Below are 24,939 nucleotides of genomic sequence, written 5' to 3' on the forward strand. Positions count from 1 at the left end.
TTGAAAATCGTACTGATAGTTGTATTCATCCTGACGGCATGCGGACTGTTCCTTCTGCTGTCGGGCATCTTAAAGCTGCCGACACTGCGGACCGGCAGGGCGATGATGCAGTCAGGGAAGAAAGAAAAGAAACTGCAGAAAACACTGGATGCGTTCTACATGGACGGAGCGGCATACTTAGGAAAATACATCGGGATGAATGCCTACAAAAAAAGCAGGATGCAGAATGTCCTAAATGCGGCAGGACTTAAGATGACACCGGAAACCTATATGGCGTATGCCTATCTGAAGGCAGGGAGCATTTTTCTCCTGATCCTTCCGGCACTGCATGTATTTCCGCTGCTTGCCATCATGCTCGTGCTTTTAGGAGTCATGGTCTACTATAAGGAGACAAGAAAAGCAGAAGAGCTGGTAAGGGAAAAAAGAGAGCAGATCGAGGGAGAGCTGTACCGTTTTGTTTCCACCATCACACAGGAGCTGAAAAACAGCAGGGATGTACTTTCCATGCTGGAGCATTATAAGGAAAATGCCGGGGAGATGTTCCAGAAGGAACTGGACATTGTGTGTGCCGACATGCGTTCCAGCAGCTATGAGGCAGCACTCACCCGTTTCGAGGCAAGGCTCAATTCCCCGCAGCTCTCCGATGTGGTCCGTGGACTGATTGGTGTGTTAAGAGGCGATGACGGTGCAGTGTATTTCCAGATGCTCACACACGACTTCAAGCAGGCAGAACTGCAGAGGTTAAAGGCAAAGGCAGCAAAAATCCCGCCGAAAATCCGTGTCTTTTCTTTTGCCATGCTCTTATGTTTCCTTGCAACCTATTTTGCCATCATCGGCTATGAGATCATAAAGTCCATGGGAACACTGTTCTGATAAAAGCGCAGGAAGGAGAAAAAATGAAGCGGATCTATAAAATTATGAGGGACAAAAAGGGGGAGGGATATATCGATGCGGCAGTCGTTGTATTCTGTGTGATGTTTGTCATTGCCCTTGGCGTCAGGATATTTCCGGTTTTTATCACGAAGATACAGCTTGACAATTTTGCAGACGAGCTGGTGAGGGAGGCAGAGATCAGCGGCAGGGTTGGAAGTGAGACAACCGCAAGGCAGAGAACCTTGGAGAAAAAAACAGGGATACATCCAGCCGTAAGCTGGTCAGGGACCGGAAAAATCCAGTTGAATGAAGAGGTGACGGTAACACTGACGTTACAGAAAGACCTCGGACTTTTTGGAAAGTTAAGGTCGTTCCCGGTAACCATAAGGGCGAGGGCATCGGGAAAGAGTGAGGTGTATTGGAAATGAGAAAATGCTATCAGAGTTTCAAAAGACTTCTGACAGGGCAGGAGGGAAGCATGGCTCCGGTTGCTGTAGCTGCAGCGATAGCCATGCTTTTTATTATCCTTGGTGTTTCAGAATACATGCGCCTTGTCATCACGGCAGCCGGAATCAAAGATGCCATGGAATCTGCCGTAGTTTCCGTGGTAAACGACAATTACAATGAAGTTTATCATGGTGTCAGGGAAGGATATGCTGCAGGATATGAGCCGGACGATACGGGATTTGCGGCATCCGTGGACCATGGGGATATCTATGGCAGGATGTGTTTTCTGCTTGGTCTGGAAGAGGATGGGAACAGTTATGTCCGCTATAACAACAGTGGTGAACTGGAGTACAGGCTCAAAAATCTTTCTGTGGACATCCACAACACGGCACTGGCATCGCCGGGAGGAACTTATTATGCGGATGCAGAGGTCACGATGGAAGTGCCTGTGCGTTTCGCAGGAAAAATCTTGTCGAATATGTCGGTCAGGTTGAAGGTGAGGGCAGCCTACCGGGAGAAATTTTAGTAACATGTTACAGATATCGTAAGACTTATTACATTTCCATAGACTTTCCAGACGTTCTATGGTAGCGTGTGAACTACGAAAATCAATCAATCGAAAAAACATAAGGAGGGAATGCCATGAAAGATAAGACAAAAAAGTGGCTGGCAATCGCAGGACTTCTCGCAGTATGTGCAGTGCTTGTGTTTGGAATCAGCAGAGTGCTCTACCATGAGCCGGACAGGGAGGCACAGGCCGTGGAGAGAGAATCAGAGGAGACAGAACTTTTTGTGGAGACAGAAACACCGGAACCTGTGCAGGCAGAAAGCACAGAAGCAGAGACGGAAGAGCCGCTTGTGATCGAGACGGAGACAGGGACTTCCGTAAATGACAGGGAGCAGGAAATTCAGGAAACCCCGGAGAAAACAGAAGAGGAAAAACCGAGTGAGCCGCCTGCACTGTCTGAGGGAACAGCCACGAACCAGCCGGATACACCGCCGTCCTACGAGGAGGAAAAACAGGAGGAACCGGCTCCGGCAGAGAACCAGACACCAAAGACAGGTGATACCAAAGACGGCATGGTATATGTGGAAGGCTTCGGATGGATTACCGATGAAGGGGAAGGCTCAGGCACCTACGCAGATGACATGTATGAAAATGGCAATAAAATCGGAATCATGGACTAAGTTGGTGACAAGAAATGTTGTTTGATATAAACTGATAACAAGCGGACAAGGAGGCTCTTGGATTATGTACAAACAACGTATATCATATGCAGATTATGTGGAAGAGGTAGAAAGATTATATAAAATTGAAAGAAGAGAGATTTATTTTGGTTTTGTAATCCGAGATTTTATACAATCGATCCTTACAGAAAGTGAACAATTGGTAGCAGTTTGGGATAACAAAGGATACAAGGATGATACCAAAAATCCACTTCATAAGCGTAAAAATTATGCGGATTCACATAGCTTGCAGGATTTTATTATCGTTCCGGAACAATATAGCTATACGAATACTACAAAACCATATGTTTCGATTGAGCTGAAAAAACCCAATTTGGAAAATTATCAAGGGTTAGAATTGGGAAAAAACAAAAAACAGATAGAAGCAGAGTTTGAATATTGTGATTTTATTATTTTGACAGACTGTGTTACATGGATGTTCCTAAAAAAAGATGAACCTGTAAAAGATGAAAAAGTTGTTTGTCTGATACAGGAGGGAAAATGGTTACAAATGGAACAAATGGATTTCAATAACGAGCGTATGGGGAACATTCATATGAAGGAACCAGAGCAATGGGATGATTTGGTTAATACGATTAGAGCATTTGTAGCAGAAGCCAAAAAACAGAGAAAAGAATAATGTGTTAGTGAAAAGCAGATTCGTAAAAACGGTCTGCTTTTTTTGTGAGGAAAAAGAGATGAAGTTATTAAAACAAGTAGTATTGCTTCTTGCAATTATGCTTGCCATGGCGATGCCGGTATCGGTTTATGCAGCCGGGGAAGGGAACATCGACAATGGCGGTGGAGGTATGGGAGCAGGAACGGGAACTAATTTTTGGAGCAGCCACGATGAGGGGGTGCGTGTGACGGTAATCAGAGCCAGCGACGGTGCAGTCGTGTCAGCATCCATTGACCTTACCAACAAGCATCCGACTGATATCCGGGTGCATTTTGGAAAAGTAAGCAAGACTTCCTACAGGAATGGCGCAGGACTTTCTGCAAGGATGGGAGGCTATACGTTTTATAATCCTGCACAGTCCCTGCCACAGATCATCAGCACATCAAGAGGCGGGGCGAACCTTACAGCCATCAAACAGTACTTTACGGACGAGCAGGTGATCAGAGCCATTGCAGGATATGTCGGCATGGATTTCCAGACGCTGACAAACGGAGAGTACAAGCTGTTATTAGAGCCAATCGCATATGTGACGTTTGAGGGAGTCCGGACTGCGTTTACCGCCACGGAAGCAGCAAAATACAATCAGTTAAGGGGCGGTTTGTTGCGAAAGAAAATGCCGTCCCTTTCCCATAAAAACCTGCCGCTTGCCATGTTTTTGGAAACATCGGATTTAGGGTATCCGGCTTGGAGCGGTTCTAAGACAGAGAAAGCAAATGATGAGGATATCATCCGCGCATTAGGACTTGGCATCGTGCGGTTTAATGAGGTGATCACACCGGAAGTCATCGAAGCGGACTATGAATACCGTGTGGATACGGATGTGATAACGGCGGTCACAGTCAGTGGAGGACAGAGCGATCCAGACAACTCCGTCACCGTGACATTTTCTATCCTGGGAAGAAGCTACAAGGTTGAAAACGTGTATTACCCGGAGGATGGACAGCAGCTCGTGTGGGTAAAATGGCATACCCCATCCACAGAACAGCATATCACGATTAGCGTGACCGCCAGCGGAGGCAGTGCATCCGTGAGCCGGGGAACCATCACGGCGAACATTGTGGATCTGGATGACAATCCACCGCCCAATCCTGTTGCAGATGACAGAAATGATGGATACCGGAAAGAGAATGCAGTGATGCCTGTAAATCCAGAAAAGACACAGGCGGCATGGAGTGTCTGGAAAGCCAAGTGGAAGGAAAAATGGGTATGGCACAGTGACTGGAACTGGGAGTCAGAGGACCATTCGGCAAGCTGTGAGGCAGGATGCACACAGAGCCATGGACACTGGGAGGATGATGGCGAGTATGTGGATGAAGGCTGGTGGGAATTTGAAGAGAAACATTATTCGGCATCCCTGACTGCGGATATGCATCTGGTCACCGATGAAAAGGCACCGACAGCAAATGGCATAGTTACAAAAAGCGGGTACGGTGTGAATGTCTCCCTGAGTGTAAGGGCATCAAGCAGCCAGACATCTGCAACAACGGCACCGCAGACGGCAGTCAGTTATTTCCCGGAATTTTATTACGAAACCTACTGGCGGCTTTTAGAGAGAACCCGAAATGGATACAGTGCGGTCTTTGAATTTAAGAATAATGAGTATTCCACTTATTACCGGAGGACACATTTCACACCGGTCTGGATGCCGGACGGGGAGTACCGGGTATATACTTATCTGCTTGACTGTTGGACACCGGATGGAATGCTTTCCATGAACCTGTCAGACGCTGTGCAGATATCGGGAAGCCTGTGGGATGACTGGCATATCGCACCACAGAATGTGAGGTAGGAAATGGGATATGAGAGAATCCAAAAGCCGGAAGGACTGCTCTACCATTACACTCGAAAAGAAAATCTGGAATCCATCTTAAGGGATGGAAGGATACGGAAATTTTGTGACAGGGAAACATGGTTCACAAAATCCCTTGCAGATACGCTGCGGCTTATGTCACTCACGGTGATGCAGGAGGGAGCAGCTTATTATGATGCGAGGGGCAGGCTGCAGCGTTACCCGGCATTTGTGCCGGAGGATTATGTAGTTTTAGAACTTACCCCGCGCTACCAGAGCGGGGAATGGGTGATCTGGAATCAGGAACTTCCACCTAATGCGCCGGAGTCCGTAAGGGAGCTTGCGGAGGAGTTCAGCCACTTAAAACTCGGATACCGTGGAGATTTAAAGTTCTGGGAGAATCCTGTCATTTATGAGATGACAGACCTTTTGGAAGAACCGGAGCAGACCAGTGAAATGAAAATGCAGTAAAAAAACAGAAAAAAGGAAAGGAAGATCAGATGAAGAAAAAGAAATGGATGATGATGGCAGTGATGGTGCTTGCACTTACGATGATGTTTGGAACTACAGTATATGCGTCAGGAAAAGGGGACGTGGCAGGAGCAATCGAGGGTACATGGCAGGATGCCTCCGCACAGATCAAGACAGTAGTCAATAAGGTGGTGTTCCCGGCAATCGACCTGATACTTGCCGTATTCTTCTTTGCAAAGCTGGGTACTGCATACTTTGATTACCGAAAACACGGGCAGTTTGAATGGGCGGCACCCGCAATCCTGTTTGCGTGTCTGGTGTTTACGCTGACGGCACCGACCTATATCTGGAAAATCCTTGGCATATAGGGGATGGTGAGAAAGAAGGTGTCAGATGTTTATATTTGATTTTGTTGCGGAAACCGTACTAGACCAGATCATCGACTGGCTGTATGGGAAGATCGTTGGATTTCTCAATGATTTTTTTGCAATGATGAACAATATGGGGGTGGAATTGTTTGACCTGCCGTGGGTGAATGCAATTACCACTTTTTTTAGTTGGCTTGGCTGGGCATTGTTTGTGGTAGGGCTGGTGGTCGGAGCTTTTGAATGTGCCATAGAGTATCAGGGAGGAAGGGGCAGTATCAAGGATACTGCCTTAAACTATGTCAAGGGATTTATGGCGGTCAGCCTGTTTTCCATTCTTCCGGTCAACTTATACTCCCTAAGTGTGTCGCTGCAGAGTTCCTTCGGATCGGCATTATCCGGCATTACAGATGCGGAAAGCATCGGGATGACTGCACAGCAGGTGCTTATGTCAGCCGCCATGCCGGGAGTGGGGAATCCGATCCTGCAGATATTCTGTGCCGTGATGATGGGGTATGCCGTGATAAAAGTGTTTTTCGGAAACCTGAAAAGAGGAGGCATCCTGCTCATACAGATCGCAGTTGGAAGCCTTTATATGTTTTCTGTTCCAAGAGGATATATTGACGGTTTTACCCAGTGGTGCAAGCAGGTCATTGGAATCTGTCTCACCGCTTTCCTGCAGTCCACCATGCTCACGGCAGGACTCATGATCTTCAAGGACCATCCTCTGCTTGGTCTGGGTGTCATGCTTTCCTCCACGGAGGTGCCGAGGATTGCCGGACAGTTCGGACTGGACACCAGCACAAAGGCAAACCTGATGAGCGGAGTTTATGCAGCGCAGACAGCCATCAACATTTCAAAAACGGTTGTCAAAGCAGTGGCAGCATAAGGCGGTGAAAGGATGGAGAAAAAGCTGGGGAGTCTGTTCGATGGGATCGGGGGATTTCCATTGGCAGCAAAAAGAAATGGCATACGACCTGTGTGGGCGAGTGAGATAGAAAAGTTTCCCATGGCAGTTACCATGTACCGGTTCCCGGAGATGAAACACATGGGAGACATTACAAAACTGCATGGGGAAAACCTCCCGGTTGTGGATGTGATAGCCGGGGGTTCGCCATGTCAGGACTTATCCATTGCCGGGAGACGCGCAGGACTTGCGGGGATGCGTTCCGGTCTCTTTTTAGAGCAGGTACGCATCATAAAAGAAATGCGCAGGCAGGAGGAAAGGAGGAAAAACAGCAGTGGAAGGAGAGCAGATGTCCCTGTTCGACCTCGGTATATGGTCTGGGAAAATGTGCCGGGAGCCTTCTCAAGCGGAGAACCAAAAGGAGCAGATTTTAAGAGAGTCCTCGAAGAAGTCTGTGGTATATCGGAGGAGTCCGTATCTTTACCTGGACCGCCGGATGGGGCATGGACTCCTGCCGGGATTATTCTGGGACAGGAATTCTCTGTTGCTTGGAGAGTACTGGACGCTCAATTTTGGGGAGTCCCCCAGAGACGCAGAAGAATCTTCCTTGTCGCAGATTTTGGAGGCCACAGTGCCGGAGAGATATTATTTGAGTCCGAAAGCGTGTGGAGGCATTATCAGGAGAGCAGGGAACAGAGGGAAAAAGCTGCCGCCGATCTTGGAGGCGGCACTTTTGATGCAGGCACAGGAGCCGACATCGTGTGTCTGATGGATCAGGGAGGACAGCGGATGGATGTGTACCGGAACCTTATCGGTACACTTCTGGCACACAGTTCAAGCACACCGCCCATTATCATGGCGAGCAGTCAGGCAAATGCAGAAATCGGGATCGGATACTGTCCGACCATTACAGCAGCGGCAGGGATGGCAGGCAATAACCAGCCGATCCTGTTTGACAATCACGGACCGGACACCCGCTACAGCGGACCGGTGAAAGTGGCACAGACCATTACTTCTGCACTGGGGACGGGAGGCAACAATACGCCGCTTGCTGTTCATGGAGAACCCTACTGCATCGCCGGAAATGTCATCAACCGTCAGGATAAAAACGGGGGAAACGGCTGCGGCTATCAGCAGGGAGTCAGTTATACGCTGACAACAGAGGACAGGCACTGTGTGGCATACACGGATGACCTGCAGAGAAAAAAGCGTGTGAGGAAACTCATACCGCTTGAGTGTGAAAGACTTATGGGATTCCCGGACCACTGGACGGACATTCCGGGAGCAAGTGACAGTGTCCGGTACCGGGCATTGGGAAACAGCGTGGCAGTGCCGTGTGTGGAATATATCCTCTGTGGCATTGCTTATTTTTTAGAAAGACAGGAGGGAGAACGGGATGTACATATACCCGGATAATCTGAAATCGAAAGCGAGCATGTGGCTGTGGGAGCTAAAAGACCTTGCAGTGACAGGAATCATCGTACTGATATCCGTGTTTGCATTTGCCTATGCAAAACTGTGGTTCCCGATGGTGATAGCAGGTGTATACGCATTTTTAACGATACAGGTGGAGGATACCACCATCTTAAAATTTATCCGCTATGCATGTGCGTATTTTTTGGTGGAACAGCAGCATTATGAATGGAGGTATACCGCAAATGAAACGGAAGAATGAACAGTCCACAAGGGAGCTGATGGGGACAAAAGAACTGTCGGATTACAGCATCCGCACCTACCGGAAGGACGAGCTGGTCTATTTTCTGATCCAGCCGAGCAACCTGTCCGTGTTGTCGGAGGAGAGCCTTTCCGCAAGAATCTATGGACTCATGACGGTATTAAAAGGCATCACAGAAATCGAGATGATGTGCTTAAATTCCCGTGAAAATTTTGAGGACAACAAAAGATATTTAAAGAACCGCGCGGAGGAAGAAACCAACCCGACTGTGCGGAAACTGCTGGAACTGGATGCAGGACACCTTGACCGGATGCAGGTGCAGATGGCAACGGCGAGGGAGTTTTTACTGATTATCCGGCTGAGAAACCAGAAGGAGAATGAGGTGTTCGCTTACTTAAACCGTATCGAAAAAATGCTGGTGGAACAGGGATTTACATCCAAAAGAGCGGATGAGGAGGACATGAAGAGGATACTGGCTGTTTACTTTGAACAGAATGTCACAACGGAAAAATTTGAAGAATTTGATGGAGAGAGGTGGATCATTTTAAATGAATAACAACAGAAAGAAAAAAACACAGACACAGACACCGGGGGAAGAGAGGCTTAAGTGTTTCCTTGATATGATCGCACCGTCCGTCATCCAGTTTTACACGGATCATTATATCTGCGGGAATACGTTCCGCAGTGTCTGGGCACTCAGGGAATATCCGACTGCAACGGATGAGCAGGCAATCCTGCGCCATCTTGGGGAAAAGGATGGCGTGACACTGCGTATCTATACCAGACAGGTCACACCGGCAGAGGAGAAAAAAATCATCAGCAATGCGGCAAACAAGAACCGCATGAAACAGGGAAATACAGAAAATTTACAGGAGACAGTCACGGCAGCGAGCAACCTGCAGGATGTGACCAACATCATTGCGACCATGCACCGCAACAGGGAGCCGTTACTGCATACGGCTGTGTATCTGGAGTTATCCGCAGCGGACATGGATAAGTTAAAGCTGCTGCAGACCGAAGTGTTGACAGAACTCATCCGTTCCAAACTGAATGTGGATAAGCTGCTGTTGCGCCAGAAGCAGGGGTTCTTATGTGTGCATCCGGCTGGCAGGAATGTCTTTCTGGAGCAGTTTGAACGTGCGCTTCCGGCTTCAAGTGTGGCGAACCTGTTTCCTTTTAACTACTCCGGCAAGACCGATAAGAACGGATTTTATATCGGGAGGGATAAGTTTGGAAGCAATGTCATTGTAGATTTCAACCAGAGGGCGGATGACAAGACGAATGCCAATATCCTCATCCTTGGAAACTCCGGGCAGGGAAAATCCTACCTGTTAAAACTGATACAGACCATCCTGCGTGAGTCCGGGATGAAAGTCATCTGCCTGGACCCGGAGCATGAATATGTTGACCTGACCGGAAATCTGGGAGGCTGTTTTGTGGATCTGATGAGCGGGGAGTATATCATCAATGTGTTAGAACCCAAAACATGGGATGAAAACGGCAGCCCGGAGGATACGGAGGCACCCTATGCATTCCGCTGTTCCTCAAAATTAAGCCAGCATATCTCCTTCTTAAAAGACTTTTTCCGAAGCTATAAGAATTTTACGGACAGCCAGCTTGACACGATAGAAATCATGTTGGCGAAACTTTATGAGAAGTGGAACATAAGGGACGATACGGACTTTGGCAGGCTTACGCCAAAGGATTACCCGGTCCTGTCTGACCTTTACGATCTGATGGAGGAGGAATACAAGCATTATGATGCGAAGAAGAAACAACTGTATACCGCAGAGCTTCTGCAGGAAATCTGTCTTGGACTTCACTCCATGTGTAAGGGAGCGGAGTCCAAATTTTTTAACGGACATACGAATATCACGGACAGCAGCTTCCTGACGTTCGGTGTCAAGGGACTGCTTCAGGCGAGCAAAAATGTGAAGGATGCCATGCTGTTTAATGTGCTTTCCTACATGTCTAATGAACTTCTGACCAACGGGCATACGGCAGCCTGCATCGATGAGTTTTATCTGTTCCTTACCAACCTGACCGCCGTGGAATATATCCGCAACTTTATGAAACGTGTGCGTAAAAAGGACAGTGCCGTCATCCTTGCCAGCCAGAATCTGGAGGACTTCAATATCGATGGAATCCGGGAGTACACGAAACCGCTATTTTCCATCCCAACCCATGTATTTCTGTTCAATGCGGGAAACATCGATTCCAGATTTTATATCGATACCTTGCAGCTTGAGCAGAGCGAATACAACCTGATCCGCTATCCGCAGAGGGGCGTGTGTCTCTATAAATGCGGCAATGAACGTTACAACCTCATGGTACATGCACCGGAGTACAAGGAGAAACTGTTCGGAAGTGCCGGAGGACGATAAGGCAGGGAAAAAGGAAGGAGGGATGCCAGACTATGGACATGAGGGAGCAGAAATTCGGCATTGAGATCGAGATGACAGGCATTACCAGACAGCGTGCTGCGGAGGTTATGGCAGCCTATTTTTCCTCTGTAGCCAGCTATGACGGTGGAAGCTATGAAGTGTACAGTGTCAGGGATGCGGCAGGCCGCAGGTGGAAAGTCATGTATGACTCCAGCATTGAGGCACAGAAAAAAGGCGGCGGTTATGCGGGGAGTGAGTACAAGGTAGAATTTGTTTCCCCCATCTGTGAATATGCGGATATCCCTGTCATACAAGAACTCATCCGGCAGCTCCGGCATGCAGGTGCAGTGGCAGGAAAGAATACAGGCATCCATGTGCATATCAACGCGGCACCCCATGATGCAAGGACACTGCGGAACATCACCAACATCATGTACAGCAAGGAAGATTTGATCTATAAGGCACTTCAGGTAGATGTAGAGAGGGAGCATCGTTACTGCCAGAAGGTGGAAGAGGACTTTTTGCAGGAACTGAACCGGAAGAAACCAAAGAGTCTGGAGGAAGTGAGCAGGATCTGGTACAAGGGGGTTGATGGAAGGCACAGGCATTACCATGAAAGCCGTTACCACTGTCTGAATCTGCACAGCGTGTTCCAGAAGGGAACGATTGAGTTTCGTCTGTTTAACTCCACTACCCATGCAGGAAAAATAAAGGCATATATCCAGCTCTGCCTTGCCATTTCTGCGCAGGCATTGAACCAGAAATGTGCCAGCCGGATCAAGACTGCCAGCACCAACGAAAAATATACATTCCGTACCTGGCTGTTAAGGCTGGGAATGATCGGGGATGAATTTAAGACGGCGCGGAAGTTTCTTCTGGAAAATCTGGAGGGCGGCATTGCATGGAAGGACCCGGAACAGGCTGTGAGACAGAAGGAAAGACTGCGTGCGATGAAAGAAAAGAAAGAACTGGAAATCGGACATGCACAGCAGGCAGACAGCATGGAAGAAGAGGTGCCGGAGGATGCACAGGGAATGAACATGACCATGTAAAAACAAAACGCAGAGAAAGGAAACAAGAATATGAACATGACAGGAAGAAGATATATTGCATACGGCTCGAACTTAAACCGGGCGCAGATGGCACTGCGCTGCCCCGATGCAAAGGTGGTAGGAACCGGGGAAATCAAGGACTATGAGCTGTTGTTCCGTGGAAACAGGAACGGGGCGGTAGCTACGGTGGAGCCGAAAAAAGGGGAGAGTGTACCGGTGTTAATCTGGGAGATTAGTCCGAGAGATGAGTTTAACCTGGACCGTTATGAGGGATATCCGAGACTGTATGGAAAAGAAATGCTGGAAGTGGAGCTGGATGGAAAACGGGAGAAAATGATGGCATATACCATGACGGAGGGGTATGCCATGGGAGTCCCTTCGGAACATTACCTTGCTACCATCCGCACCGGATATCAGGAGGCAGGATTTGATGAGGATGTTCTGATGGCAGGTGTTGAAAAGAGCAGGGAACGAATGAAACAGGAGATGGAAGCAGAGAGAATGGAGGAAGCACCATGGAGCCAGCAACTGCCGCTCTGATCGCAAGGGCAGCCATAGCAGCCGGAACCAATAAAAAAGTGTGGACAGGGATTGCCTCCGTACTGGCAGCCTTGTGTCTTCCGGTCATCCTTGCCGTCATGTGCTACATTAGCATTGCCTCCGGTGGAACAGAGCATAACCGGGCGGCAGTGCATCTGGCATTCGATGGAGGGGAAGCACCGGATGGAATGCCTGCGGATTATCAGGCTTATGTCCGCCAGATGCAGGAAAGTTTTGCGGAGCTGGATGCCATATTAGATGACATTGATGGCATGACAGAAGGGGAAGTGTGCGACAGGTATCTGGTCAAATCCGTTTTTTATTCTCTGTATTTCGGCGCAGACCGGGTACGGCTTGAGACGGATGATTATAAAAAATTCGCAGACTGTTTTGTGGATTATGAGGAACGGACACAAAACATAGAGCAGGAGGACGGGACCGTCACGCTGGAAAAATATACCGTGGCAGTTGCCATTGGGGATAAGACAAAATTCTTCCAAAAACTTGCATCCGACTATGGAGTTACCGCAACTTATGAACAACAGTCCAATGCAGTCAATGTGTGGTATGTGGCAAAGTATGACACGGCAGCCCCGACAGAGGGGGATGAATTTTCCGACTGGGGCGGCTGGAACGGGGCAGGGGCTATCCCTGTGTATGATCTGCCGGCCAACGGGAATGGGAGTGATATCGTACAGCTTGCATTATCAAGACTGGGGCATCCGTACTCGCAGGCACTCCGCGGAACCGGGAATTATGTCGACTGCAGTTACCTGACGCTGTGGTGTTACAGACAGATAGGAATCTCCCTGCCGGGAACGGCGGCAGAGCAGGGAAGATATATGGTGGAGCATAACCTGACGGCTGCAAAGGAATCACTGCAGCCGGGGGACCTTGTGTTCTGGAGCCACAAACCAAACGGAAGATACATGAACATCACGCATGTGGGAATCTATGCCGGGGATGGCATGGTCGTGGATGCGTCCTATTCCAAAGGGAAGGTGGTGTACCGTCCCCTGTTTGACAACGATAAGCAGGTACTGTATGGCAGACCGCAGTAAATTTTTTGATGCCGCAGGCATCTGTTTTCCGCCAGAAAATAGAAATGAAGGAGGAGCGATATGGCAGAAAAAGAAATAAAAATCACATTTGCCGGGGAGAAACTGGAGGCATTAAGTTTCTTTCTGGCAGAACAGGGAGGAAAAACCGTGGAGGAGCTGTTGAAGAGCCATCTCGATAAATCTTATGAGAAAAATGTTCCTGCACAGGTCAGAAAATTTGTGGAGAGCAGGATGGAAACTCTACAGGAGACAGCAAATCAGGAGCAGGAATCCCAGAGAACGGGAGGCACAAGACAGCAGAGAGCATCCGGCAGGCGGAGCAGGGAGACACAGAATCAGGAAGAGCAGCCGAGAGAGCCGGTGCTGGAAACTGTGGAAGAGACAGCAGAAAATACGATGAGCATGGGAATGTGAGGCGGATAAGTGAACGGATATGAAGAGAAAATAAAAGACCGTCTGTTTCTGGAAGTGTGCAATGCGGCAGGCAGAGAGGAATGGGACGGACTGGCGCATCAGCAGAAGGAAAACCTCATGCTGGTATGCCGTCTCAGCGGGTATGACGAAAAGTTTCAGAGGGACTGCGGACTTGTCACCAGAGAGCAGATGGAGCATTGGGGGATAGAAGAAGAGGTGCTTTTTCAGGATGCATGGGCAAATATGTTTGCAAAACGTCCGCCGCTCCTTATGGATTTTGAGGATGCCTACGGGCATCACTATGACCAGAATATCCTTTCGATGGAGAAAAAACCGGAGAGAATCTGGAGGACGGATGCCGACTTTTATGTCCTTACCAACAACATGGATCATGGGGCGGTGTACATGATGGACGAGGCAACGCTGCAGAAATCAGCAGAAAAGCTGGATGGAAATCTGATCGTCCTTCCGGCATCCATCCACGATGTGTATCTCATGGTGGAGCGGGAAGGTCTTGACATGGAACGGCTGAGGAATGGGGTATATGGAGCAAACAGGGCGTTCCCGGAGGCAGACTATCTGTCCGATGAGATTTACCGATATGACAGGGATACGCACAGGCTGTCAGTCATACCGGGGAGCGTGCAGGAAGAGCAGGCAGGAATGGTGCTGTATCAATAGTGTGTTTTTCTGAAAATAATTTCAACTGAGAGTTTAAATTTGGAGGTAAAGTGATGAAACAGGCAGTCGTTACAATCAAATATGATGAGGAAAAGTTAAATGCTGTGAAACAGTATATGGGAAAAAAGGACGCAGATTTTGATGCGGAACTGAAGGAAGTCCTTGGAAAAATGTATGAGAAATATGTGCCGCAGGCGGTCCGTGAATACATTGAAAGCAGAGGGGATGTGCCGCCTGCAATCAAAAAGGCAAACCGCCAGCAGGGAAAAAACAGTGCGGCATCCGGCAGTGCTGCGGAGAATGAGTAGGGAACGGAGGAAGCATGGACAAGATAAAGATTCTGAAAGTAGAGCCGGGGAAACCTCCCTGTGTGAAGGAGATTGCGAATGACTTTAAGGCAAGTCAGGTAGAGGTGGAGGGAGACATTGAGTGCGTTGGTTTTGGAGATGGATGTGTGGCAGTAATCAACGCTGAAGGAAAACTAAATGGAATGCAGCCGAACCGCAGGAATGGTGATGACATCATCTGCGGTCCATTTTTTATCTGTGGGGATAGCCCGGACGGTGATTTCATTTCCCTGACGGAGCAGCAGATCGAGGAATATACCAGACGATTTGGAGAGATTGAGCAGTTTACAGGGCAGGAACCGGAACTGGAGCCGCATATGACCATCCTCGCTTTTTAAGAAAGTGACAGGACAATGGAAAGGAAACGGCACAGACACCGCCGTGTGAGCCTGCGTGTGGCAACGTGTGCCGTTATTCTGCAAAACTGGATAAAGTGACCGATTAAGCTATATTCTGCCCTGTATGAGCCGATTTGGAGAAAATAACAGAAAACCCGGAGTGCGGAGGCATCCAAGACTCCGAAAATGGGGATGAAACGGGGCTGTAAAACAGGGTCGAAAATAGTGCAGGTTAAAGGGGTTATGCCGCAAAAGAGCGGCTTAACCCGTCAGACACCCACCGGCAGAGCCGTTGGGCAGTTCTAAGCATGGCATAACTTTTTTGGAAGATTCGGAAAGGTTATGCCATTTTTATTTTTGTTACAGTGCAATCAGGCAGTAGAGGCCGGCAGAAGTTATGCCTTTTGCAGAAACAGGAAAAAAGTCTATAGACAGAGGAAAAAGAAGGAGGAAATGAGTAGTCCCATGGGGTGAGGTGCGCACCACTACCAGAATGGGACGATGAAAGTATTGGAATTATTTGCAGGAACAAGGAGCATTGGGAAAGCCTTTGAACAACGGGGACATGAAGTATTCAGTGTGGAATGGTCGAAAGATTTTGAGAATATTGATCTGTATGATGACATCAACAAGGTGACGGCAGAGGATATCTTAAAACTTTTCGGGAAACCGGATGTCATCTGCTGCATACAGCCGCCGTTATCCGGCGATCTGCCAGCAGACCCGGAAACGGGCTGCAGGGAATTTGACATTGAGAAAGACCGCTTCTCTTTCCGCCTGACCGCCCCATACAGTGAGGAACGCCGGAGAACCGACAGCGAAGCAGCGAAAGCTAACGCAAGCAATCTCACGCGAGGTGTGGTATAATTTTTTGAAAAAGTTTGAAATTTGATGTAGTATTCGCCGCTAAAACCGTAGTATATAGGTGAAGCCAGAAAGGAGGCGGTGTGATGATAGACGATGAAAAAATCATAGAAATGTTTTTTGAGCGTTCAGAACAGGGCATGCGGGAACTGGACATAAAATACGGAAAAGTCTGCCACAATCTTTCCTACCATATCGTAGGGAGTCGGTGGGACGCGGAGGAATGTGTAAATGATGCTTATTTAGCCGCATGGAACGCCATTCCACCAGCACGACCTAATCCGCTATTGTCTTATCTTGTGAAAATCGTTCGGAACATTTCACTCAAAATCTATTGGAGAAAGGAAGCAGCCAAACGAAGCAGCCATTACACGATTGCTTTGGAAGAAATTGAAGCCTGTATAGCAGCCCCGAACACAGTAGAAGCAGAAATTGACGCCAGAGAATTAGCCCGTAGCATTGAAAGTTTTTTGGACACGCTGACTACCGAAAACCGCGTTATCTTTATGCGCCGCTATTGGTTTGCTGACAGCTACAAGGACATAGCCGAGTTTATGGGGCTTTCGGAGAAAAACATCTCTGTCCGGCTGACCCGTATCCGCGAAAAAATGAAACAATACTTGATTGAAAGAGAGGTATTCATATGAACGCAAAGAAGTTTTCCGACGCTATGAGCGAACTTGATACAAAATATATCGATGAAGCCCTCAGCTACAAGAAGAAAGCCAAAATGTCCATTTGGGTAAAGTGGGGAGCTATTGCAGCTTGCTTGTGCTTGATGATGCCATTGACCGCATTTGCCATTGATATAATTCAATATAATGCAGCGGTTGATTATCTCAATTCTCTCGGCATTGCTGTTGAAGATTTGAGCGACTATTCTCATAAAGAAATAAAAGAAGCTGTGAAAACGATTGACGCAGGAGAAAGTAGCCCGTTGACCGAAGAAATTCGTAGTCTAATATCAGAAAACAAAGAACCAATTGATACACCGACACAGGTAACATCCGAGCAAATTAAACAACTAACACCAACAATGACAAGAACAGACATTCTTTCTCTTTTAGGTAACACACAAGATATTGGATCGGGTATTTATATATATCTTTACGAAGTAGACCAACAATACCTGCTGCGTATTCCTTTTGCAAGCGATGAGGCACAATTAGGTGTAACAGGAGAAGATTTGCTAAAGGCATTGGTTCCTATTTCTGGAGATATTGCTCCTATGGTCTATGTAAATGATACGCTTTATCGAATCGTTGACCTTCAACCCAACTTCGCAGATGAAAAAAGTTCTTTCAATTTGTTAGGAAAAATCGAAAGTACAGTTAGTTCTTCGGAAGAACCAAAAGAAAATTTCCAAGCAAATGATGATATTGTAGGAGCTGCGGTTTATCAGTATGGCGATAGAATTGTCGTTGAGATTGAGGGAAAATACTGGTTATATGAAAACTATCATAACACAGACCTCGACGGAACCCCAGACTAATATGCCTCACCCCAAAAAAACAGCCATACTTCTAATGAAGAAGTATCAGAACAAGGCTTTCTTGCAAAGTAAATAAGTTTTCCCTATTTTACAAGGGCAGCCGAGAAAATCGACTGTCCTTTTTCTATGCCTATGAGCAGGAGCGACCAACCATGACAAAGCCAAGAGAGAAAAGCAGAAACTGTGTGAGCATATTGTAGATATTTGTGAGGAGGGATGAGATGAATACAAAAGCAATTTATACCGTTCACGAAAACGGAAAGGAACACTATTTTTTTTCGGAACATGCTGGAGGGTTCAGTTACCCTTTTGCAGTAGCTGATTTTCTGCATAGTTTAAAAGGTGTTCTGAATGATCAAATGTCACCACAAAAAGGATTATGTGCGGCACCCATGCTGAAACAGATGAAAGGTAATTATTTATTCCCGGAAGAGATAGAGGGAGAAGAATTATTTACTGCGGTTAAAAAAGAGCAGATGTTTCAACTTGTGATGAAAGAACAGGCATCATTTGGAATTGAAATGGATATGGAACAGGATACGGTATCATTCCACTTCCGGGAGGGAGAGGAAGAACTGCAGGAATTTTGTGACATAGGATTTCCAAGGCATGGAGAAAGGGGAGAGTATAGCGGTGAAACCTTTTATTATGCTGCGGATAATCTGAGAGTCAAAAATATGATGGACGGAATTGAAATGCCAATCAGTGCGGAAAACGAAGAAGCATACAGGAGCATGATATTAAAGGCTGAGCAAAAACAAACTGAGGAGTAGAGTACGGGAATAAGCCAGCAGATGTTGGATAGTGTGTAGGGTGACAAACAAATTTTACAGAATGGCAATTTGTAGAGATTGGTGTGCTTATTTTTCTGAGGTTTATGACGATATATTACATAGCATTGAGTTAATTCTAAACGGATTTTGAATTTATTTACAAGGAGGTTTTTATATGTCGATGAATATTAGCGGATCAGGTAATACATATAATGGCATCAATACAAATAGCAAACAATATAAGGCTTTGAAAGAAAAAGGCTGGTTATCAGGCGTTATACAAAATGAATCCATGATGTCACCAGAAGAAAAAATGATATATGAAACGTTCGGTGGAAGAGATACGATTATTAAGAATTTGATGAAACAATTTGATTCGGATGGTGATTTACTGAATGCAAATGGAGTGGCAGGAATGGATGTTACTGGCAAAGGTACATCGTGGCAGAAACTTACGAGTGTATCTGAGGAATATCGTCAAAAGATGTTTGATAATGTGAAGAAGGAATTTATTCAGGAAAACGGTATTTCAAATGGTGACACAACGAAGCGTTCAGATATTTTCAAAGATTATCAGTTAAGTGTAAGTAAAGATAAACGTTTAAGTGGTACATGGACTTTAGAACAATATGAAGGACAGTATAGAGCCGCTATGTATGCAGCAGTGAAATCAGCTAATCCAAATTGGAAGCCGGGACAAAAGTTTGATACAAGCATTCTTGATAACGTTACAAGAGAATCAGTGGAATCTACTCTTGTAAAAAATGGTAATAGGTTAGTTCGTAATTCTATTGATGTATCAGTATAAAATACAATCACTTCAATTTGGGCTAAATAACCATTACCACAATTACAACTAAATAAAAACCCCGGTGTCAGAGCGTATAGAAAACAAATCTATGCGCTCTGTTTTTATGTAAAGGAGCAGATTTATGAAAAAATAGCAAGGCTGGACAGCGAGCCGCTGATAACACAAATTTACAAAGATAATTATGAAAAGGCAGTGTATGGGAACTGAAAAGATAAGAAAAGCATTTTATATTGAAGAAGAACTGCTGGGGCAGGTAGATGCCCTGTTACCACAGGCAGATGTGCGTTCACGAAACGAATTCGTCAATCGGGCACTGCGGTTTTATATCGGATATCTCACTTCGGAGAAAATAGAAAATTATATGCTGACAACCATCTCCTCTGTCATGCATGCAACGGTAAAGGACAGCGAGAACCGCATGGCTCGGGCAATGTATAAACTTGCAGTGGAAACTTCCAAGCTGTCCCATGTGATCGCATACAGCCATGGTGTGGATGAGCAGGCACTCGGAAAGCTGCAGGCGAAGTGTGCAGAAGAGGTGAAACGGATCAATGGAGCAGTGAGGTTTGAGGAGGCATATCAATATCAGCAGGGGGATCGTTTTTAAGAAATAATTTATTGAAATGCGGTAAGACTTACAGTATGATAAAAGAAAAGGAAGGAGTGGTACATGATGACACAGATGAAGGAACGGGCAGTTGAATTGATAGAACGTATTCCAGATGAAAAAATGTTTTATGTGATTAATATTCTTCAGAATCTTGAGGAAATGTCATCCAACAGACCTGCAGATAAGAAACAGGCAATGGAAGCACTCCAGAATGTGCTGAAGTTCAGCGGAAGATTACCAGAAGATTTTGACGCAGACAAGGAATTACAGGAGGCAAGGGAGGAAAAGTATGGTAATATTGGTTGACACAAATATTATTATAGATGCACTTGCCAATCGGGAACCATATGCTGATGATGCAAAAAGAATTATGGAAAAATGTGCGGCAAGGGAAATAACAGGAATACTTGCGGCACATAGCATACCAAACTTGTTTTATATTCTTAGAAAAAATTTCAGTCAGGAAGAAAGAAGATTTCTTCTGAAAAATTTATGTGAGATATTTCAGATTTCTGACTTGAATGAAAAGAAGATAGTAGCTGCATTGGAAAACAATGCATTTTCAGATTTTGAAGATGGTCTGCAGGAAGAATGTGCAGTTGAGTCTATGGCAGATTATATTGTTACACGAAATCCGGCTGATTTTAAGCATTCAAGAGTAAAAGTAATTCTCCCAGATGAGTTGTTGAGAGAGTTAGAAAAAAATTAATTATCAGAAGGGAATACAGGACCATTACTTCGGTAGTGGTCTTTTCTGTACTCTTAAAAGCTGTGAATTTATGAGGAGGAAACATAGTTGAAAGATTTTGAAGGGTTCATTAAGAACTATGCTACCAGAGATTTTATCTATTTTTTTGCAGAAAAATCTATTGAAATATATAAAAATCAAGTAGAAAAATTAGATGAACATTTGGTATGTAATATTACATTTCCTTTAAACATTATTCAGCATGGTTTTATACATAAGCAGGCAAAAGTCATGTTATCGGCATGGGATATTCCAAACATGGCATATCTTTCTATCACGAATTCCAATGATTACAGAAATGATATTATGACAGAACAATTAGCAGGAAGAGTGGTCAACCTGTATCGTGGGTATGAAAATAAGCATTCAGGAAGTGAATATATTGGAAATAATGGACTGCCTAGTATATTCAAATATTTGATGGGAATGTCATATGAACAATTTAAATACGCAAATCCGGCATGGATATATCAGAACTATAACCGCAATTACCATATGCTGATCGGTTCGCCTAATATTAACAGGGAAAAAATAGTTGATATCAATGTGATTACAAACGAATTATTTGGACTTACAGCAGAGGAATTGTTAGCAGTAGAATGGATTATCTGGTGGCTGTGTTCTATTTATCCAGATCCATTAAGCGCACCGGAAGAGTTATATAGAAAAAAAGAAAATAGCATCCTGACAAAGAAAAATCTGGAGCGGGTTATAAGTTATTATTCTGTGACCTATGAACAGGTGAGAAACTCATCATTGCGAAAACAGATTTTCTACAACAAACCATTTGTGATTACGCAAAAGACGAAAGAAACGATTGCAGTCAGTTTCTATTTGGTACAGATGATGATAGCAGATGGATTGTACTGGCTGATTCGGGATTACTATCACAACAATCATTGGGGAACCAAATTTATAATTGCTTTTGGAGAGATGTTTGAGGATTACTTTGAAGAACTGGCAGGTTTATATCTGCCCAAGAATTCATGGCATAAGATTCCAGAGGAAAGAAAAAAGAGTGCTGATTATTATGTTGAAGTGGATGAAGCGGTATTTTTGTTTGAATTAAAATCAGGATTACTTGGACTGGGAGCAAAACAGCAGGTGCCGGATGTTGGGCAGATTGATATATTTTATAACAGGAACATAAAAGAGGCATATGAGCAGTTGAAGGCATCAGAGCAGGAATATAAAGGAGAGAAACCTGTAATAAAGGTTTTTCTTTTGTATGAGAGTATGACCAATACACAGATGATAGTCGGCTCATTGCCGGAAATATTTGAGCAAGATCCAAGATGTTATATTATGACAATAGATGATCTGGAGATGCTTCTGGCAACCTATAAAAAGGATAAAAGTAGATTTGATGATGTTGTGAAAGCACTTGTTGAAAACAAAAGAGGAGGCAACGACTATAAGAGTGTTCTGGAAATATTGAATATATATCAGGCAGTTGGCGATATGCATTTTATTGGAGAAAGAGATTATTTCAATAAAATAGCAGAAAAGCTGAAAAAGGAATTAGGGACAGACCAATAAGGAGGACACCATGCCCAAACTTATCCTACGCTGCAACTACCTCAAAAACTCCCCGCCCGCACACCTTGCCAATTACATCAATTACATCGGCACCCGTGAAGGCGTGGAGAAGGTAGCCAGCACGACATCTTCGCTGCCAGCCACCGACCGGCAGAAAAGTCTGATTACAGATATTCTGTCGAAGATTCCCGATGCGAACCGGATGCATGAGTATCACGATTATATCCAAAGACCAACCAGAGAAAATGCATCTGAGTTTATCACGCAGGCGCTGGAGAATAACCTTGACATCATAGCGAAAAAGAAAAATTACATGGATTATCTGGCAAACAGACCGGGAGTAGAAATCATAGGTACTCACGGTCTGTTTTCAAATGAGGGAGAACCGGTGGTGCTGTCCTGTGTGGCAGAAGAGGTGGCAAATCATCCCGGTGTGATCTGGACGAATGTCATCAGCCTGCGGAGGGAGGATGCCGAGCGGCTAGGCTATGACAGTGCCGCACAGTGGCAGGCACTGTTGAGAAGCAGGGTGCAGTTGCTGTGCGAGAATTATAAGATAGACAGCCGGAACCTGAAATGGTATGCGGCATTCCACAATGAATCCCATCATCCCCATGTGCATCTGGTGGTCTATTCTTCTGATCCGTCCGAGGGATACTTGACGGCAAAGGGAATTGATGCCATGCGTTCTGCATACGCACATGATATCTTCCGGCAGGAGTTTCTAAGCATCTATGAGAAAGCAACCGAACAGAGAAACCAGTTAAAAGAGCAGGCAGAAAAAAGTCTGCTTTTTTTGTTGCAGCAAATGCAGGAGGGAGTCTGCCATCATCCCCAAATTGCACAACAGATGCAGCTTTTATCCAGACGGTTAAAAAATACCGGAGGGAAAAAGGTGTATGGATACTTAAAGGCAGATGTGAAGGCCATCGTAAATGACATTGTAGATGAACTGGCAAAGGAAGAGCGTGTGGCAGAATGCTATCAGGCATGGCTAAAAAGCAGGGAGGAGATACAGCATTACTATAAAGATTCGGAAATAGAGATGATACCGCTGTCACAGCAGAAGGAGCTAAAGAGCGTTAAAAATATGGTCATCCGTGAGGCAGTCCGTTTTGGAGAAGGGTATCTGTATCTGGAAGAAGCGGAAACAGGAATAGAACGGCTGGAAGAGATATCCGAACAGCAGACAGAAAGCCTTGCCACATTGCAGGGGGAGGACATGCCGGATATCATGCTTGGACAAACGGAGATGGAGGAGCAGGAACCAGACAGGCAGGAAGAAGAGCATGGGGAATCCGTTTCTTATTTTGCCAGATGGACGGACCGGTATAAAGAAGCGAGGGAATATCTCTATGGCACGATGGGGGAAGAACCAGATGAGGAGGCAGCTCATGAGATCATGCTGGAAGAGGCAGAGCAGGGAAATGCGTATGCCATGCACGACATGGGAAAGATTTATGCACAGGGCATTGGATGTGAAGCAGACAAAGAAAAGGTAGATGTGTGGTACAAAAAAGCATTGGCGGCAATGCATTATGTAGAGCAGAAGAAAAGTAACACCTATCTGGAATACCGCATTGGAAAAATGTATCAGTACGGACTTGGTACAGACGAGAATATGGAACAGGCAGGGGAGTGGTTTTCCAAGGCGGCAGCAAAGGAACATAAGTATGCGCTCTATTCCCTTGGCATGCTCTATCTGCAGGGGAAAGGAGTGGAGCAGGATGAGGAAACCGCATATAGTCTGCTGTTCCGTTCTTACAGCAAGGGAAATCCCTATGCGGCGTATGAACTTGGAAAACTGTATGAGACAGGATGCGGAACAGAGAAAAATCAGGAAAAGTCGGAAAATTGTTATCGTGTAGCCTTTCTAGGTTTTCTGAATCTTGAGAAAAGATCAAAGGATGATACGCTCTGGTATCGTATCGGCTGCATGTATCTGCATGGGATCGGGACAGAGGCAGACGAAACGAAAGCGGAACATTATCTGACAAAGGCATCTGATTATGGCAACACCCATGCCTCCTATCAGCTTGCCAGACTCTATATCAGACAGGAGAGCCAAAAGTTAAGCGGGGAGTCTGGGACAGCACCGGATTACGCAAAGATTGCAAAAGCGGTAAAGTGGCTGGAAGAATCAGCCGCACAGGAAAATCCGTTTGCGGATTATGCAATCGGACGGTTGTACAGGGAAGGCACACTGGTAGCAGAGGACATGGAAAAAGCAGTGTTCCACCTGAAACGTGCCGCAAATGCCAGAAACAGCTATGCACAGTATCAGCTTGGGAAAATATATCTGGAAGAGGACACTAAAAACATTCCGGCAGCCATACAGTATCTGACACTGGCTGCGAAACAGAAAAATCAATTTGCAGCATACAGGTTAGGGAAACTTTATCTTGCCGGAGAAGAACTGCCAAAGAACACGGAACTGGCACTGCATTATCTGAAGATGGCGGCAGACACCGAAAACCAGTATGCACAATATGCCCTTGGGAAAGTGTATCTGATCGGAAAGGATGTCCAGCAGGACAAGGAACTGGCATACGATTATTTTTTAAAATCCGCAGAGCAGGGAAATATTTATGCAGCGTATTTTTTAGAACACTGGAATGATATGCCACACCCCGATCTGTTCTTAATGGCAACAAGGCTCATGCGGCATCTGGAACATATCATCGAAGAGAATGTGGCTGGAAGAAAGAGTGGAGGACGCAGGCAGGGGATTGACAGAAAACTCGCACGAAAAATCCGTCAGAAGAAGATTGCACAGGGACATGCCGTGGATGACCATGAGGACATGGTACAAACACAGTGATCACAGGAGGAGTGGTAGAAATGATGAGAGG

Annotated in this window: 30 protein-coding genes; all 30 read left to right on the forward strand. The window is 45.8% G+C overall.

The window, feature by feature from the left end:
- Positions 1 to 6 precede the first annotated feature (6 nt).
- The 30 genes from OCV96_RS17495 to mobP3 all read left to right on the forward strand — a co-directional run bounded on the left by OCV96_RS17495 (position 7) and on the right by mobP3 (position 24,908).
- The gene (locus OCV96_RS17495; protein WP_044927312.1) at positions 7 to 873 is read left to right on the forward strand and encodes a hypothetical protein; all 867 of its coding nucleotides are present in this window, start codon (positions 7 to 9) and stop codon (positions 871 to 873) included.
- A gap of 23 nt (positions 874 to 896) precedes the next feature.
- A complete protein-coding gene (locus tag OCV96_RS17500; RefSeq protein WP_172681876.1) occupies positions 897 to 1,301 on the forward strand; it encodes a DUF4320 family protein in 405 nt (134 codons plus the stop codon).
- Positions 1,298 to 1,846, forward strand: coding sequence for a hypothetical protein (locus tag OCV96_RS17505; protein WP_007884388.1), 549 nt, complete (start codon positions 1,298 to 1,300; stop codon positions 1,844 to 1,846). The genes OCV96_RS17500 and OCV96_RS17505 overlap by 4 nt, the downstream gene beginning before the upstream one ends.
- 116 nt (positions 1,847 to 1,962) lie before the next feature.
- Positions 1,963 to 2,508 (forward strand): DUF6550 family protein, encoded by a 546-nt coding sequence (locus OCV96_RS17510; RefSeq protein WP_118590701.1) that lies wholly within the window; start codon positions 1,963 to 1,965, stop codon positions 2,506 to 2,508.
- Between the two features lie 64 nt (positions 2,509 to 2,572).
- Entirely contained in the window at positions 2,573 to 3,187 is a 615-nt protein-coding gene (locus OCV96_RS17515) for a hypothetical protein (RefSeq protein ID WP_215725755.1), read from the forward strand.
- 58 nt (positions 3,188 to 3,245) lie between these two features.
- Positions 3,246 to 5,015 carry a DUF8193 domain-containing protein gene (locus OCV96_RS17520; protein ID WP_227061812.1) on the forward strand — a complete coding sequence of 590 codons (1,770 nt, stop codon included), beginning with the start codon at positions 3,246 to 3,248 and terminating at the stop codon, positions 5,013 to 5,015.
- A gap of 3 nt (positions 5,016 to 5,018) precedes the next feature.
- Complete coding sequence (locus tag OCV96_RS17525) at positions 5,019 to 5,486, forward strand: hypothetical protein (protein WP_007884370.1); 468 nt, start codon at positions 5,019 to 5,021, stop codon at positions 5,484 to 5,486.
- Positions 5,487 to 5,515: 29 nt separating this feature from the next.
- Positions 5,516 to 5,854, forward strand: a complete 339-nt coding sequence (locus OCV96_RS17530) for a DUF3852 domain-containing protein (RefSeq protein ID WP_006857287.1) — start codon at positions 5,516 to 5,518, stop codon at positions 5,852 to 5,854.
- Between the two features lie 25 nt (positions 5,855 to 5,879).
- A complete protein-coding gene (locus OCV96_RS17535; RefSeq protein WP_006857288.1) occupies positions 5,880 to 6,740 on the forward strand; it encodes a conjugal transfer protein TrbL family protein in 861 nt (286 codons plus the stop codon).
- A 12-nt stretch (positions 6,741 to 6,752) separates the two neighbouring features.
- Positions 6,753 to 8,174 (forward strand): DNA cytosine methyltransferase, encoded by a 1,422-nt coding sequence (locus OCV96_RS17540; protein ID WP_015519972.1) that lies wholly within the window; start codon positions 6,753 to 6,755, stop codon positions 8,172 to 8,174.
- Positions 8,155 to 8,433 carry a hypothetical protein gene (locus OCV96_RS17545; RefSeq protein WP_015519971.1) on the forward strand — a complete coding sequence of 93 codons (279 nt, stop codon included), beginning with the start codon at positions 8,155 to 8,157 and terminating at the stop codon, positions 8,431 to 8,433. Before OCV96_RS17540 ends, OCV96_RS17545 begins: the two co-directional genes overlap by 20 nt.
- Positions 8,417 to 8,989 (forward strand): hypothetical protein, encoded by a 573-nt coding sequence (locus OCV96_RS17550; protein ID WP_015519970.1) that lies wholly within the window; start codon positions 8,417 to 8,419, stop codon positions 8,987 to 8,989. Before OCV96_RS17545 ends, OCV96_RS17550 begins: the two co-directional genes overlap by 17 nt.
- Positions 8,982 to 10,817, forward strand: a complete 1,836-nt coding sequence (locus OCV96_RS17555) for a VirB4 family type IV secretion system protein (protein ID WP_195441633.1) — start codon at positions 8,982 to 8,984, stop codon at positions 10,815 to 10,817. Before OCV96_RS17550 ends, OCV96_RS17555 begins: the two co-directional genes overlap by 8 nt.
- A 32-nt stretch (positions 10,818 to 10,849) precedes the next feature.
- Entirely contained in the window at positions 10,850 to 11,869 is a 1,020-nt protein-coding gene (locus OCV96_RS17560; protein WP_118177360.1) for an amidoligase family protein, read from the forward strand.
- A gap of 30 nt (positions 11,870 to 11,899) precedes the next feature.
- Entirely contained in the window at positions 11,900 to 12,409 is a 510-nt protein-coding gene (locus OCV96_RS17565) for a gamma-glutamylcyclotransferase family protein (RefSeq protein WP_055193265.1), read from the forward strand.
- Positions 12,385 to 13,470 (forward strand): C40 family peptidase, encoded by a 1,086-nt coding sequence (locus OCV96_RS17570; RefSeq protein WP_227061814.1) that lies wholly within the window; start codon positions 12,385 to 12,387, stop codon positions 13,468 to 13,470. The genes OCV96_RS17565 and OCV96_RS17570 overlap by 25 nt, the downstream gene beginning before the upstream one ends.
- Before the next feature lie 60 nt (positions 13,471 to 13,530).
- The gene (locus tag OCV96_RS17575; protein ID WP_007884354.1) at positions 13,531 to 13,884 is read left to right on the forward strand and encodes a DUF6103 family protein; all 354 of its coding nucleotides are present in this window, start codon (positions 13,531 to 13,533) and stop codon (positions 13,882 to 13,884) included.
- A gap of 9 nt (positions 13,885 to 13,893) precedes the next feature.
- A complete protein-coding gene (locus OCV96_RS17580) occupies positions 13,894 to 14,565 on the forward strand; it encodes a DUF5688 family protein (RefSeq protein WP_227061816.1) in 672 nt (223 codons plus the stop codon).
- 53 nt (positions 14,566 to 14,618) lie between these two features.
- Positions 14,619 to 14,873: a DUF6103 family protein gene (locus OCV96_RS17585; RefSeq protein WP_015519964.1), complete on the forward strand. Its 255-nt coding sequence runs from the start codon at positions 14,619 to 14,621 to the stop codon at positions 14,871 to 14,873.
- 14 nt (positions 14,874 to 14,887) lie between these two features.
- Positions 14,888 to 15,250 (forward strand): DUF3846 domain-containing protein, encoded by a 363-nt coding sequence (locus tag OCV96_RS17590; RefSeq protein ID WP_227061818.1) that lies wholly within the window; start codon positions 14,888 to 14,890, stop codon positions 15,248 to 15,250.
- 501 nt (positions 15,251 to 15,751) lie between these two features.
- Positions 15,752 to 16,117 (forward strand): class I SAM-dependent methyltransferase, encoded by a 366-nt coding sequence (locus tag OCV96_RS17595; RefSeq protein ID WP_227061820.1) that lies wholly within the window; start codon positions 15,752 to 15,754, stop codon positions 16,115 to 16,117.
- An 83-nt stretch (positions 16,118 to 16,200) separates the two neighbouring features.
- Positions 16,201 to 16,761: an RNA polymerase sigma factor gene (locus tag OCV96_RS17600; RefSeq protein WP_015517135.1), complete on the forward strand. Its 561-nt coding sequence runs from the start codon at positions 16,201 to 16,203 to the stop codon at positions 16,759 to 16,761.
- On the forward strand, positions 16,758 to 17,606 hold the full coding sequence (locus tag OCV96_RS17605; RefSeq protein WP_227061822.1) for a hypothetical protein: 849 nt from the start codon (positions 16,758 to 16,760) through the stop codon (positions 17,604 to 17,606). The genes OCV96_RS17600 and OCV96_RS17605 overlap by 4 nt, the downstream gene beginning before the upstream one ends.
- Positions 17,607 to 17,827: 221 nt before the next feature.
- The gene (locus OCV96_RS17610; RefSeq protein WP_227061824.1) at positions 17,828 to 18,379 is read left to right on the forward strand and encodes a hypothetical protein; all 552 of its coding nucleotides are present in this window, start codon (positions 17,828 to 17,830) and stop codon (positions 18,377 to 18,379) included.
- 181 nt (positions 18,380 to 18,560) lie between these two features.
- Positions 18,561 to 19,187: a DUF3879 family protein gene (locus tag OCV96_RS17615; RefSeq protein WP_118590733.1), complete on the forward strand. Its 627-nt coding sequence runs from the start codon at positions 18,561 to 18,563 to the stop codon at positions 19,185 to 19,187.
- A gap of 199 nt (positions 19,188 to 19,386) precedes the next feature.
- The gene (locus tag OCV96_RS17620; RefSeq protein ID WP_015517140.1) at positions 19,387 to 19,797 is read left to right on the forward strand and encodes a hypothetical protein; all 411 of its coding nucleotides are present in this window, start codon (positions 19,387 to 19,389) and stop codon (positions 19,795 to 19,797) included.
- 63 nt (positions 19,798 to 19,860) lie between these two features.
- The gene (locus OCV96_RS17625) at positions 19,861 to 20,106 is read left to right on the forward strand and encodes a hypothetical protein (RefSeq protein WP_006857303.1); all 246 of its coding nucleotides are present in this window, start codon (positions 19,861 to 19,863) and stop codon (positions 20,104 to 20,106) included.
- Entirely contained in the window at positions 20,090 to 20,509 is a 420-nt protein-coding gene (locus OCV96_RS17630; RefSeq protein ID WP_006857304.1) for a PIN domain-containing protein, read from the forward strand. The genes OCV96_RS17625 and OCV96_RS17630 overlap by 17 nt, the downstream gene beginning before the upstream one ends.
- Before the next feature lie 87 nt (positions 20,510 to 20,596).
- Positions 20,597 to 22,087, forward strand: a complete 1,491-nt coding sequence (locus OCV96_RS17635) for a hypothetical protein (RefSeq protein WP_262595050.1) — start codon at positions 20,597 to 20,599, stop codon at positions 22,085 to 22,087.
- A gap of 10 nt (positions 22,088 to 22,097) precedes the next feature.
- Entirely contained in the window at positions 22,098 to 24,908 is a 2,811-nt protein-coding gene (gene mobP3 / locus OCV96_RS17640; protein ID WP_262595051.1) for a MobP3 family relaxase, read from the forward strand.
- The last annotated feature ends 31 nt before the right edge of the window (positions 24,909 to 24,939 follow it).

The sequence above is a fragment of the Waltera acetigignens genome, from assembly GCF_025567015.1.
Classification (GTDB): domain Bacteria; phylum Bacillota; class Clostridia; order Lachnospirales; family Lachnospiraceae; genus Acetatifactor; species Acetatifactor acetigignens.